A 13,130-nucleotide genomic window follows, 5' to 3' on the forward strand; every position below is an offset into this window, starting at 1 on the left:
TTACCTTATGTCATGAAATTTGTCCCGTATGAACACAATAAAAAAAGGCTGTAGAATGAATCATTCTACAGCCTTTAATAGATTTTTAATCTATCAACCTTCTAATAATAATGACTTTGGATCTTCAAGCATATCTTTAACAGCAACAAGGAAGCTAACTGCTTCTTTACCATCTACAATACGGTGATCGTAAGATAAAGCAATGTACATCATTGGGCGGTTTTCCATACGCTCGTTATCAATTGCAACTGGGCGTACTTGAATTTTATGCATTCCTAAAATACCAACTTGAGGGCTATTTAGGATCGGTGTTGACATTAGAGAACCGAATACACCACCGTTTGTAATTGTAAATGTACCACCTTGTAGTTCTTTTAATGAAAGTTTGTTATCGCGTGCTTTTTTACCTAATTCACGAATCTCGCTTTCGATTTCAGCGAAGTTTAATTGGTTAGCATCGCGTACAACTGGAACAACTAATCCATCTGGAGCTGCTACTGCAATACCGATATCATAGAATTTTTTAATGATAAGCTCGTCACCTTGAATTTCAGCATTTAATAGTGGGAATTGTTTTAATGCTGCAACAACTGCTTTTGTGAAGAATGACATGAAGCCAAGACGTACATCATGTTTTTTCTCGAAAGCATCTTTGCGTTCTTTACGTAATTCCATGATCGCACTCATATCAACTTCGTTAAATGTTGTTAACATTGCAGATGTTTGTTGAACTTCTACAAGACGTTTTGCAATTGTTTGACGGCGGCGGGACATTTTCACGCGCTCAACTGGTTTTTCGAATTCCGTTTTTGCAACTGGAGTAGGAGCTGGACTCTTTGGAGCAGCTGGTGCTTCTTTTGGTGCTGCAGCATGAGCTTGTACATCATGTGGTCTCACGCGTCCAAGTGGATCTGTACTACGTACGTCGTTTAAGTCGATTCCTAATTCACGAGCCATTTTTCTAGCAGCTGGTGATGCGATAGGACGGTTTGTATTTGGTAAACCTTGTAGTGTTGCAGTTTGCTCACCATTTGGTGCCGCAGCTTTCGGTGCTTCAGCCGTTTCTTGTTTTGGTTGCTCAGCAGCCGGTGCAGGTGTACTTACTGCAACTGGTGCTCCATTAGCATCTAAAATTGCGATAGTTGCTCCAACTTCAACTGTATCCCCAGGTTCGCCTAGTAACTTCGATACAATACCTGAATCTTCTGCAATGATTTCTACATTGACTTTATCAGTTTCAAGCTCAACAACGCTGCCACCTTTCTCAACTTTGTCGCCTACGTTGATAAGCCATTGTGAAATAGTTCCTTCAGTAATAGATTCTGCAAGCTCAGGTACTTTAATTTCGATCATTTTAAATGTCCTCCCCTTATTTGCCTAACGGTGTGTTTTTTCTTCTTTTGTCTTCGGTAATCTCCATTTGTTAGCCTGGCCTTGGGCAGATATTCTGCCCAAGGAACAAGCTAGAAACCTTCATTGTTACTTTTTAGTTGCTGTAAACTTCAATTTCTTGTTTATCTTGACGGAAGTTATACTTCACATCTAAAGCATGTGCAACAATTAGTTCTTGCTCAGCTTTGTGAGCGAATGGATCGCCGCCAGATGGACTAGAGCGATCAGGACGTCCAATGTAACCTGTTTTCACTTTATCTCCAGCAAGTTCGAACAGAATTGGAGCCATGTAATGCCATGCGCCCATATTACGAGGTTCTTCTTGAACCCAAATGATTTCTTCTAAGTTTTTAAAGCGTTTAATAATAGATTGAACTTTCTCAGCAGGGAATGGGTACAATTGCTCAATACGAACGACATGAACTTCGTCTAAGTTGTACTCATGTTTACCAGACTCGATTTCTGCTGCTAAGTCAATTGCCATTTTACCTGTGCTTAAAACAAGACGTTTTACTTTATTTGGTTTCATGCCAAGGTTTTCTTGTTCTAAAGCAGGTTGGAAACGTCCTTCGCTTAACTGACTAGCAGTTGAAAGCGTAAGTGGGTGACGTAATAAACTCTTCGGCGTCATCAATACTAATGGTCGAACAGCTTCTGTTCCTAAGATAGATGCTTGACGACGCAGGATATGGAAGTATTGAGCCGCGCTCGTTAAGTTTGCAACTGTCCAGTTATTCTCAGCAGCTAACTGTAAGAAACGCTCTGGACGTGCACTAGAGTGCTCTGGTCCTTGACCTTCATAACCGTGTGGTAATAGAAGAACTAAACCAGATTTTTGACCCCATTTTGCTCTTCCAGCTGAAACATATTGATCAAATAATGCTTGCGCAGTATTTGAGAAGTCACCATATTGCGCTTCCCACATAACAAGAGTTTCTGGAGCGAATACGTTATAACCATATTCGTAACCAACAACAGCAGCCTCTGATAACGGACTGTTATGAACAGAGAACGAAGCATTAATGTTTGGTAAGCGATGTAACGGTGAATATGTTTCATTTGTATCAGTATCGTGTAATACGATATGACGGTGTGCGAATGTACCACGCTGTGAATCTTGACCAGTTAAACGAATTGGCGTACCTTCTTGTAAAATAGAAGCGAATGCTAATGATTCAGCAAGTGCCCATTCAATTTTACCGTTCTCTTCAAGAGCATCTTTACGGCGCTCAAGAATTTTCTTCACTTTCGGATATACGTTAAAGCCTTCTGGCCAAGATAGTAGACCTTCATTAATTGCACGAAGTGAGTCAATCTCAACACCAGTATCAATTGACTGAATACCTTTTGCAACAACATCTGGTACTTTAACGTGAATTGTTGCATCACTCGTATCAGCTGGTGGTACTTGTGCATAGTCGGATTTTAATTGCTCTTGTGTAAACTGTGTAATTGTTTCAACCTCATCTGCATTTAGAACACCAGCAGCTTGTAATTGATCTGCATAAATTGCTCTTACAGTTGGATGGTTTTTAATTTTTTTGTACACTTGTGGTTGCGTAACTGCTGGATCATCCATTTCGTTATGACCGTAGCGGCGGTAACCAATTAAATCGATTAAGAAATCTTTTTTGAACAACATGCGATATTGAATCGCAAGGTTAGCAGCTGCAAGACAAGCTTCCGGATCATCAGCGTTCACGTGAACAATCGGAATATCGAAACCTTTTGCAAGGTCACTTGAATATTTCGTAGAACGAGAATCATAGCTATCAGTCGTAAAACCAACTGCATTGTTTGCGATAACATGAATCGTTCCGCCTGTTTGATACGCGTTCAATCTGCTTAAGTTGAGTGTCTCAGATACAATACCTTGACCAGGGAATGCAGCATCACCATGAACTAAAATTACGAATGATTTTGAAGTATCTTGATCTGGAAGACCAGATTTTTTACGATTCTCTTGAGCAGCACGTGCGAAACCTTCTACTACAGGATTCACGAACTCAAGATGACTCGGGTTATTTGCTAATGTAACGCGAGTGCTAACTTCTTCGTTACTAACGACTTGTTCTCTACCTAGGTGGTATTTCACGTCGCCAGTCCAGCCAGAATTGGCTACTGCGCCTTCTATTTTTGCATGTTTGAACTCAGCAAACATGTGACTATATGGTTTTTCTAATACGTGAGCAAGTACGCTTAGGCGACCGCGGTGAGCCATACCAATCATGACATCCTCTACGCCGTTTTTAGCACCTTCTAGAACAATTTCATCTAAAACAGGTACAAGCATATCAACGCCCTCGATAGAGAAACGTTTTTGCCCAACGAATGTTTTATGCAAGAATTGCTCGAAACCTTCAACAGCTGTTAAACGTTTTAAAAGAGCAGTTCGTTTTTTATTTGATAGTGGTTGACGCAATGAATTTGATTCCACCATTTGATGCAACCACGCGCGTTCTTCACTATCTTGTATATGAGAAAATTCATAAGCTAAAGATTTTGTATAAACGTCTTTTAATCTATGAATTACATCAAGTGCAGTGTGAATACCTTCTGGTGCATCTGGCCATACTGTTTTCGCTGGAATCGCTTTCAAGTCAGCATTGCTCAGTTCGTTCATTGCTTTCTCAAGAAGAGATTGTCCATTTGCAGCATCTTCCATCGGGTTGATGTGAGCCAACGTGTGCCCGAAAGAACGAATCTGCTCAACAAGTTGAACGACTTTAAGAATTTTTTCAATGTTACCTGTGTTTTGAGGAGAAAAATGTGTTGCTGTGTTGTCCCCTGTTACGACATCATCTTGAAACGAAGGAGCTCCAAAAATTTCAAAAAGCTCTTGTAATTCCGGATCAACAGAACCTGCTCCAGTTACGTAAAGATCATACTGCTCAATAACATAACCAAGGTTCGGACCGTGGAACTTGGCCCAAGGGTTTGTCGTTGTATTCTTCCTCGTCATTTGTTTAAACCTCCCAATGCATATAATCCTTTTCCATACAAAGGTGCATTTTGCTCTTTTTCAATAAGTAATGAATCAGTAATCAATGTAAATGTTTTCTTTACTCTTATGTTATTACAATAATTTACATAATACCAAACACTATTACTTATCTGTTTTGTAAAAAAACATTCACAATAACTTATCACCCAAGTTAATCTTTCATGTTATAAAGTAATTTTACAGAAAAATGGGGTGGATATATTTGGTATGCCTATACTAATAGCTATAATTGTTGCATTTAAATATAGGTATAATAGTTAGAATGTTTCGATAAAAATAGTTTGAATTATGTATATTGAAATAATAAGCGCTTTCATAGATATTATACAACAATATAACGGAATATAGTATAAAAAATAAAAAATTATGAATTTATCGTAAACTTTATTTAGATAGTGTTAAATATTGAAAGGAAAGTGAAGGATTTCTACAAAAAAAGTTGCTAAACATAAAAAATGCTTCATAAACAGTTAGTTTCTATAAATATGACGAAAAACACCGTAAAACAAATAACGCATTTCGTGAAATAAAGAAATAAATGAAATATTTTAAAAGGATAAAACAAATATGGAGATATTAAATTTTAAAAAAAGAAGTGAGGAGATATAGTAACATTTCTTTACAGTTTTTTGTGTTTCGCTTCAAAATAGACGTGCTGAAATTTAAAAAAGTTTCTTCTATATAAATAGCGTGAATAATAATCAAAATATATGTAAAGGGAACTTGACGTAAAGTTTCCTTTACATATATACTCGGTATATGGAAGGAGGGAGAAATTTCCTTGGAAAATAAAATGGTCGAATACCGGAAAAAATTTGGACTATCTCAAGAAAAGTTGGCTGAGAAACTTGGAGTTTCCAGACAAACCATTATCTCAATTGAAAAAGGGAAATACGATCCATCACTTCCGCTAGCATTTGAAATAGCGAAAACATTTCAGACAACAATAGAACATGTATTTATTTATGAAGGAAAAGAAGAGGGGGGATAGGGATGAATTATTCACAAAAGTACTTTGTAATTATGGGGATTATTTTTCTATTTATGAGTGGATTTATGATATTAACAGGTATAATGACGCATTCTGCACCGCCAAGTCCTACTTATACGTTACTTGCAATGATGATTATGTGTTTCTGCCTTAGTTACTTGCACCCACAATTTAAAGAAAAAGATGAGCGAATGAAACTTATTCGTTATAAAGGAATGTTTGTAACCTTTTTTGCATTAACGGCATATTATCTTCTTTTCTCTATCGGCTTAAACTTAAAAATACTTACACTATCAGCTACTGAATTATTGAATATACTTATGGCACTTACAATGAGTACCGTCTTTATCTCATTTGTTGTTTTAGCAAAAAGATATTAAGATGGAGGAGAGAAAGGAAGATTAAGATATGCAAATGATGTATGCTTTTGGCATTGGGCTTGTATTATTTTTAGCCGTATTCTTATTTATTCGTAAAGACGTTCAAGGTGGGACGTTAACGAAGCGAGGATTTTATAAATTAATCGGCTGTTTAGTTGTTATGCTTATAGCGATTATTGTAATGATCGTATTAATTAATCAGTCACTATAGAATGTAAAAACGGAACCTTACTTCGGTAAGGTTTTTTTATTATTAAACCTAAAAATTACCACCTAATCCATTTACCGTAAATAATTTGTGTTATATAATCCAATGAAATGATAGATAAGGAGTGTAGTATATGAATAAAAGAACTATCTTCTATTTATTAACTTGTATACTACTTGTTGCTAGTACTACTTATATAATATGTAACAAAAGAGAACAAGTGCCACCTATATTAGTATGGGACGAACAAGAATACTATGTTACGAATGAACCTGCCAAAGTAGAAGAAGTTGGGCAAAAACTTGGCGAAGTAACAAAGAAAATTAAAACAAGTAGAAAACCTACTAAAAATAGTGAATCTAATACATTACAAGAGAAAACAGAAGTATTCATAATGATTGAGGAAGAAAAAAGTGATTACCCGCCTTTAATCATAAAGGAAGCTTATAGTGATGAATATAGGGTAGTGAGGCCGATGTTGAAGCAAGTATTATGATGAAAAGGGGATTCTTTTGTAGACATTAATTTCGTATCCGTGGTGGTTGTGCTCTACCTAAAAAATCCTTAACATCACAATTTCCATCAAAAGAGATGGGTGTCTCCTTTTTTATATAAGGGGTACTCTCGACGAACTATAACATTATATCTATTGGAAAGGGGGGAGTAAAACTAACACTCCTGCAATCAGAATTGAAATTATCACCGTATAAAATGAAAAAAGTGATATTAACAGACATTATTTTCACATGTGTTAGACAGAACATATTACGATTTGTTTTGTGATATATAGTACATTTAAGCACAAGTGTATAAGCTGCATATCATACTTTAGGGTCATAAATTTATTGAGCACGCATATTATTTTAAGTGAATTAGTCAGCTAACCGTAGATAAATTAGAACTGGAGGTGTTTGATTTGAAGGATAAAAATGAGTTGATAAAAAGTATAGAACAACTCCAATTAGAGGTCTTGGAACAAGTAAAGGTAGAAGAAGAATCTTATATTATTAATGAATTAAATAACATGGTGGAGACGCTTACTGAAGCAAAAAGCCAATTGGAAGTTGAAAAGTATAAAATAGTTTTCATTGGGGAGAAAGGAAATGGAAAAACTACCCTTGCATCTCATCTCTTTGATTTGATTTCTTACAGTAAACCAAGTTCCAAAGAGAGAAAGTTATTAGGGGATGAGGTTAAGAAAGTGAATGAATTACTCACGACAGGGTCTGGTGGTACAACAATGAGTGAGGTTGTTATTGTACCAGATTCTGAAACATTTATTGAAATTAAGAAAATGGAAAATAGTAAGGTAATCAGCTTATTAGAAATACTTTGTCATTCGTATTGGAGTGAAGTAAAGGAGGATAAGGGTAATAGTTCTACTTTACCTGAAGAGTACAATAGAGGACTGAGAAACCTTATTAGATTAACAGAAGATGAAATTATAAAACTAGCTTCAGATTTTAAAACTGTTGGTGATTTTATTGAGGAAATTGTAACTCGAGCTAATCTTAATCATCGTACGACCGAAAAAATTGTATATTGTGGTGAAGGAACTTTGGAGGGACAGAAAGATTGGCTTAGAAGGGAGTTTGGATTAATAAATCGAGTTGCACGTGAAGATATGAGTATCCCCGAGGTTATCAACGTACATGTAAATAGTGCAGTCCTTAATGATAAGGCTATTTTGAAAGTAGAGAGCATTATTGATACAAGAGGACTTGATTCAAAAGGATGGGAAGCTAGAGAAGATTTACATAACTACCTTAATAAACAGAAAAATACAATTTGTGTTTTTGTTGGAGGGTTTAATAATCCTATTACTTATAATACAAAAGGTTTAATTGATAATGTTATTGTTAATCCACCTCATAGCAATAAATCCAATTTAGTATTGCTTGTAAATTGGGAAGAAGGACAGCCAGAGAATACCATTGGAGATAACGGAGTAGTTGAGGATGAGGAAGAAGGGATAAATCATAAAAGAAATGCTATTTGGAGAGAATTGCATAACTTAGATTTTGATAAAGAAAATATATTATTTTATAATCCGTTTGGTTGTTTCGTAAAGGGGAAAGTGATTTCTAATTCCAGTGTAGAAGTTTATAATCAGGAAAAGATCCCTTTCATTGATACAATTTTTAGTGTTATAAGGAAAAGGGAAGAAGGTTTGATTAAATATATCTATAAGGTGAATGCAGACTTCCGCAGGCTAACAAATGGACGCATAACCAAGAGTGATATGCAGTATATAGAAGTCATAAAAAGGAATGTTGAGTCATTAAAGCTAAATAACAATTTTATAAAAGTTGAAGAATTTAATGCACTATTAACACAATGCATAGCTTCTTGGCATCCAAGTACTATTAATGCCACAAATAAACTTTTTGGTGAATGGTACAATGGCAATGTTTATCAATCTGGATATACAGTGATGGGTCAATTTGTTGATTCAATATTTGAGAAGGAAATATTAAAAGTGGTCCACCTAATATCATCACAGAAACAATATAACATTAGTCGTTCTTGTCGCACTTTGCTAAGCCTATGGGAAGAAAATATCATTAAATTGTATAATGAGTTTAAGGATAGTCTTGGTGAAAAGACTAAGAATTATTTAGGACAACATATTTTAAGTCCAAAGGTTAATAGTAGTCCATTTTGGAGTTCTGTTATTAGCAGATATGGTAAAGGGAAAGGATACGTTAAAGATGTAACACATATATATATAAAGGAATTAGATACTAAGAGTGGTCTTATATATAGATTATTCGTTGCTTGTTGGGAAGAAGAATTTTTACTAAAGATAGATACGCTTATTAACTATAAGAAAATTAACATTTGAACAAATAAGAAGATAATATCTCAGTAAAGATATTATCTTCTTATTTGTTCATTTAATATTTGTATGAAGTGTATTAGGTGTTATATCTTCATGATATTCTTCTAAATATCGGTGAAATACTAAGAACTATTCCTTCTTATTTTCAAGGGTTCTTCTTGTGAGGCCTTCTGCTTTTTTTTGCAAATATATAAATGTTAAATAACTCTTGGAACGTGTAAGTTTCAATCTGTGTAACCTCAATACTTGTACGACTTAACTTTGCTGTACTGTACCTCTTTTATCTGTTCTGGACAAAATAAAACGCCTCGTTATATCGGTAATTTGGTTTACCGTATAAGAAGACACGAATGACCTGCACCCTACAAAATAAGTGAACGCAGCACTAGGGTGATTTTGGGTGTGCAAAGGATAACGCCTTAACACTTACAAACTTTTGTAGAGCTATGGCCTTTTTAAAGGATATGACCCCGGAGAGGCTCGAACTCACGACCTCCACCCTGTCAAGGTGGCGCTCTCCCTGCTGAGCTACGGGATCCCAACTATAAATATTACGACCAGCAATGTGTTTTCATTCGTGTAATCGGAGGATTTATATAATTTGTTGAATATTGTAACATTTGACGTATTCTTATAATAGCAACAAACTTCAATAGTGTAAAGATGTAATTTTCTGAATATTATTATTCCAATTTGTATATAAAAAATAAGCCCAGAAGAGCTTATTTCAATAATAATAATATCACCGCAATTATCAATGATATCATCAAAAATACAAGTATAAATAATGGAGCTCGTTCATGAGCTATCTTCCTGTAAGTGTCATTGAAGCTGTATAAATTGTATCTACAGAACCGTCAGCATTTGTAATTTTAACTTTGTAACGATATTCCCCGTTTTCTGGAAGTTGTCCCCCAAAACCAGTTGTATTGTAAAATTCTTCGTTTGTTCCAGCTGGTAATTCGGAGCCAAAATTGAAGTCAGTTTCATAGTAACCCCAGCCACTTGCCCATTTCTTTTCAATAGTTACACGATAGCGCACATCTTCAGCTCTATCATTTGTGATTTTTGCAATCATATTTTGGCCGTAGCTGTACTCTGTAGCGTGTAATTGAATTGTGAAGCCATTCAACGTTTCGCTAGGACCACAAATATAACGACAGAACTCGCTTGCTCCGTCAGCATGTGCCTTTGGTGTATCAATGTTCATAGCTGTTAAACCGCCTAAAGCTAAAGCTCCTGTTAATAATACTTTACCAAATGTTTTCACTTGAAATTCCCCCTAAGTATATTCTCAATTCGTTCGATAGATATCATATTAATCTAATGGAACGTTTTTTCCTTAAGTGTATTCGCTATGAATCTTTCATCTTGTAGTAATCTAATCACAAGATAAAATTTCATAGTTTTGATTCTATATATGTATCATGATTTACATAGAACAAATCTGTTAATACGCTTTGGTTATTTACTTATTCCACCACTTATTATTACCTTTTATTGGTAAAATGTTGGTTTTATTATATAACATTATTATCTATTTACAAGAGAAAATAATACTGTATGCAAAAATGCATAATAAAAAACACTGCTTGTATTCTAGATTACAGATTAAATGGAGTGTTGGGTTTCAATTAATATTTGAGTGGAACTTAATGCTAATTTTTTATGCTTAACAGTATGCATATATCATCGTTTATTAAAGTCATAATTGATAAACCTTGTTCAGGGGACGCTCTTCCTGCTGAGTTAGAGAATCTTCAAAAGGGAAAGTATAAGCGATTATGCTAGTAATGTATGAAGGAATAATGATGAGAAGCGAATTTAGTAGAAAGTAGTCTTTGGATGTAGTGGTTATATTATTTACGATACCAATCCAAAGGATCTTCAGCACTCAAATCAACAAGAAAAGGGAGTAAGAAATGTAAAGGTAAGCTTATAAGTTCTGGCATAGCGTTCACCGTTTTCTTTGATAGATATTGTCTCATAAAACAATACGGACAATCCTTTTCAAATGTCACGAGTATTGCCCATACATCTTTTATTGTCCACTTCGTTTTACAATACGTACAACGCGTCATGAGGTTCCTCCTCATTTTAAGTTTTCTTCTAGTATACTCCATTCCATTGTAAGAAAGTCATTTGTATTTGGTGTGGTAAAATGTAAGTTATTTTATTTTTATGTGAATCTATTTAGTCATTTATGATCAATTACATATCATTTGATATTTTTGCAGAATGATAGATTTTCAGTTTCAATATGCCAATTGGCCAATATATCCTTTTTACAATTTACTGAAAATCATGTATAACAGAGATACATGATTATTTTATCTCGCTATTTGCAGGCAGTAAGATCCCTTACCTCGAAATTCAGCAAAAGTAAAGAAGTTAGGTTGGAGTCTGGATGGCCGTAAAAGTCCGATTGGTGAGGGTTGATGAAAGTTTCACTTTATAAATATTCAGAAGTAGAGGGAGAAAAGTTGTAATGGTAAGAAAAACGTTCAAGATGCGCGTGTCTAAAAATAGAACGATTTCGATTAATGGATCGATTCTTGATGTGGATGTTACACATGATGAATTTTTACAAGAGTTTGTTGAGTGGGTTGATTCTAAAGGTTGGTCGTTTATGGGAATAACAGATGAGATTACGCCCGAGGAAGCTAGTCAAAAGTTAATAGATTCGTTGATTGATGAGAAGGATAAGAAAGAGTAATTCCTTCTTATTTTTATTGTATATTTATGTTCTTTATCGTAAAAGTATGATATAGTAAAAAATAGTGAAAATTCTTCCAATATAATACAAATTACATATGATTGGTAGATTTATTATTTTGTTAAGGAGTAAATGGAAAAGGGAGAGTCATATGGTAAATTTTAAGAAAATTTTGGTTTTTATTACAGTTATTTGTTCGTTTTTTTTGACACCTATGACATTGCGTGCTGAGACGAATATTGGAGTAAATCCAGAACAAGTTGCACCACCACCTGCGGAAGGACCGAATGTTTTTAGTCAGTTTGCAACGACAATTGATGCAAAAACAGGAGATGTTTTGTATGACAAAAACGCATATCACCGCGCATTTCCTGCTAGTACGACGAAGGTGTTAACAGCGATTTTACTCATGGAGCATACAAAGCCAGAGGATCAATTTACATTTTCACAATTAGCATTAGATCAAGAGAAGAGTAATTATCAAATTGAGTTTCAACCTGGAGAGACAATTAATAGAAATACTGCGCTTATGATTTTAATGGTGCTGAGTGCGAATGATGTGTCGTATGCGATTGCGGAGCGGATTGGCGGGAGTGTTGAGAATTTCGCTAATATGATGAATGAGAAAGCGAAGCAATTGGGGGCGAAAGATAGCCACTTTGTAACACCGAATGGATTGCATGATCCGAACCATTATACGACGCCGTATGATATGGCTATGATTACGAAGGGTGTGCAAAAGTATCCTGAAATTTTACAAGCGATGAATACGAAAAGAACGACAGTTACGACGTCTAGGCAGACGGTGTCTATTTTTAATAAATCTAATTTTTTTGAAAATCCATATAGCATTGGCGGTAAGACAGGGTTTACGAATGAAGCACGTAATACACTTGTTTTATTAAATGAGAAAGATGGAAATCGTATTATAAGCGTAGTAATGGCTTCTCAAAGACCTGAAATTTATGAAGATTTGAAGCAGATGGCGGAATATTCTTTCGGTCAATTTACAAAGCAAATGGTGCTTGATAAACATAATTGGCATCAAAAAACAACATATTTAAATAAAGATGTTAATTCTGAGTTGGAACAAAGTGCGGAGCTTATGCTTAAGAAAGATGAAGGGAAAAATGTGAAAACTATTTTCCGGGCGGCTTCATTAGATAAAGAATCTTTATATCATAAAGGAATACATCGTGGTGAGGTAGTTGGTGCAGTTGATATTACGAAAAATAATCAAACAATTGCGACGGTAAATGTTCTTTCAACAGAAGATGTCACTTTTACGATGCCTAAAAAAGATACAACTATGCCTGAAGTAAAAGACTCAAATGTGAAAGTAATAAGTGTTGGGATAGGTGCGATTGTATTATTTGGAGCAATTTTATATGTAGTGTTGCGCCGAAATACAAAAGGAATGAAATCAGAAGGTAAATAAATTACTAATAAAAAGACTGTGTAAAATTTTGGCACAGTCTTTTTTCTATACTTAAAATAACTAATAATTGTAAATTTTCTTATTGCAATAACTTAAAGTTCGTTATATCATTTACTTGTGTTCTTGTTAAAGAACAAAGTGGATATTGCATACTTCAAA

General features: G+C 34.8%; 11 protein-coding genes and 1 tRNA gene. 7 read left to right on the top strand and 5 right to left on the bottom strand.

All coding sequences use genetic code 11. The annotated features are described in order from the left end of the window. Nucleotides 1–93 precede the first annotated feature (93 nt). Together odhB and odhA are read right to left on the bottom strand one after the other, a co-directional pair. Entirely contained in the window at nucleotides 94–1,353 is a 1,260-nt protein-coding gene (gene odhB, locus ACTFRH_RS02785) for a 2-oxoglutarate dehydrogenase complex dihydrolipoyllysine-residue succinyltransferase (protein ID WP_000569895.1), read from the bottom strand. 133 nt (nucleotides 1,354–1,486) lie between these two features. Further along, nucleotides 1,487–4,354, bottom strand: coding sequence for a 2-oxoglutarate dehydrogenase E1 component (gene odhA / locus ACTFRH_RS02790; protein ID WP_000197156.1), 2,868 nt, complete (start codon nucleotides 4,352–4,354; stop codon nucleotides 1,487–1,489). An 823-nt stretch (nucleotides 4,355–5,177) separates the two neighbouring features. Between odhA and ACTFRH_RS02795 the strand changes: the two genes are divergently transcribed. From ACTFRH_RS02795 to ACTFRH_RS02815, 5 genes are all read left to right on the top strand, one after another. Further along, the gene (locus ACTFRH_RS02795; RefSeq protein ID WP_000428508.1) at nucleotides 5,178–5,387 is read left to right on the top strand and encodes a helix-turn-helix transcriptional regulator; all 210 of its coding nucleotides are present in this window, start codon (nucleotides 5,178–5,180) and stop codon (nucleotides 5,385–5,387) included. 2 nt (nucleotides 5,388–5,389) lie between these two features. Beyond that, the gene (locus ACTFRH_RS02800) at nucleotides 5,390–5,767 is read left to right on the top strand and encodes a hypothetical protein (RefSeq protein ID WP_001109911.1); all 378 of its coding nucleotides are present in this window, start codon (nucleotides 5,390–5,392) and stop codon (nucleotides 5,765–5,767) included. Between the two features lie 28 nt (nucleotides 5,768–5,795). Continuing rightward, the gene (locus ACTFRH_RS02805; protein WP_001178294.1) at nucleotides 5,796–5,978 is read left to right on the top strand and encodes a DUF3976 domain-containing protein; all 183 of its coding nucleotides are present in this window, start codon (nucleotides 5,796–5,798) and stop codon (nucleotides 5,976–5,978) included. A gap of 130 nt (nucleotides 5,979–6,108) precedes the next feature. Beyond that, on the top strand, nucleotides 6,109–6,471 hold the full coding sequence (locus ACTFRH_RS02810; protein WP_001042764.1) for a hypothetical protein: 363 nt from the start codon (nucleotides 6,109–6,111) through the stop codon (nucleotides 6,469–6,471). A gap of 420 nt (nucleotides 6,472–6,891) precedes the next feature. Further along, nucleotides 6,892–8,820: a hypothetical protein gene (locus ACTFRH_RS02815; protein WP_000653372.1), complete on the top strand. Its 1,929-nt coding sequence runs from the start codon at nucleotides 6,892–6,894 to the stop codon at nucleotides 8,818–8,820. Nucleotides 8,821–9,282: 462 nt separating this feature from the next. On the opposite strand, the gene ACTFRH_RS02820 is transcribed toward ACTFRH_RS02815, so the two are convergent. The 3 genes from ACTFRH_RS02820 to ACTFRH_RS02830 all read right to left on the bottom strand — a co-directional run bounded on the left by ACTFRH_RS02820 (nucleotide 9,283) and on the right by ACTFRH_RS02830 (nucleotide 10,898). Beyond that, nucleotides 9,283–9,355 (bottom strand) — tRNA-Val (locus ACTFRH_RS02820). A 267-nt stretch (nucleotides 9,356–9,622) separates the two neighbouring features. Next, nucleotides 9,623–10,087, bottom strand: coding sequence for a hypothetical protein (locus ACTFRH_RS02825; RefSeq protein WP_000846650.1), 465 nt, complete (start codon nucleotides 10,085–10,087; stop codon nucleotides 9,623–9,625). Between the two features lie 589 nt (nucleotides 10,088–10,676). Continuing rightward, complete coding sequence (locus tag ACTFRH_RS02830; RefSeq protein ID WP_000196286.1) at nucleotides 10,677–10,898, bottom strand: hypothetical protein; 222 nt, start codon at nucleotides 10,896–10,898, stop codon at nucleotides 10,677–10,679. A 407-nt stretch (nucleotides 10,899–11,305) separates the two neighbouring features. Between ACTFRH_RS02830 and ACTFRH_RS02835 the strand changes: the two genes are divergently transcribed. Together ACTFRH_RS02835 and ACTFRH_RS02840 are read left to right on the top strand one after the other, a co-directional pair. Beyond that, nucleotides 11,306–11,533, top strand: coding sequence for a hypothetical protein (locus tag ACTFRH_RS02835; RefSeq protein ID WP_000251856.1), 228 nt, complete (start codon nucleotides 11,306–11,308; stop codon nucleotides 11,531–11,533). Nucleotides 11,534–11,684: 151 nt separating this feature from the next. After that, nucleotides 11,685–12,971: a D-alanyl-D-alanine carboxypeptidase family protein gene (locus tag ACTFRH_RS02840; protein ID WP_000247034.1), complete on the top strand. Its 1,287-nt coding sequence runs from the start codon at nucleotides 11,685–11,687 to the stop codon at nucleotides 12,969–12,971. Nucleotides 12,972–13,130: the final 159 nt, after the last annotated feature.

Source organism: Bacillus cereus group sp. MYBK216-1, from assembly GCF_051916495.1.
GTDB classification, from domain to species: domain Bacteria; phylum Bacillota; class Bacilli; order Bacillales; family Bacillaceae_G; genus Bacillus_A; species Bacillus_A thuringiensis_K.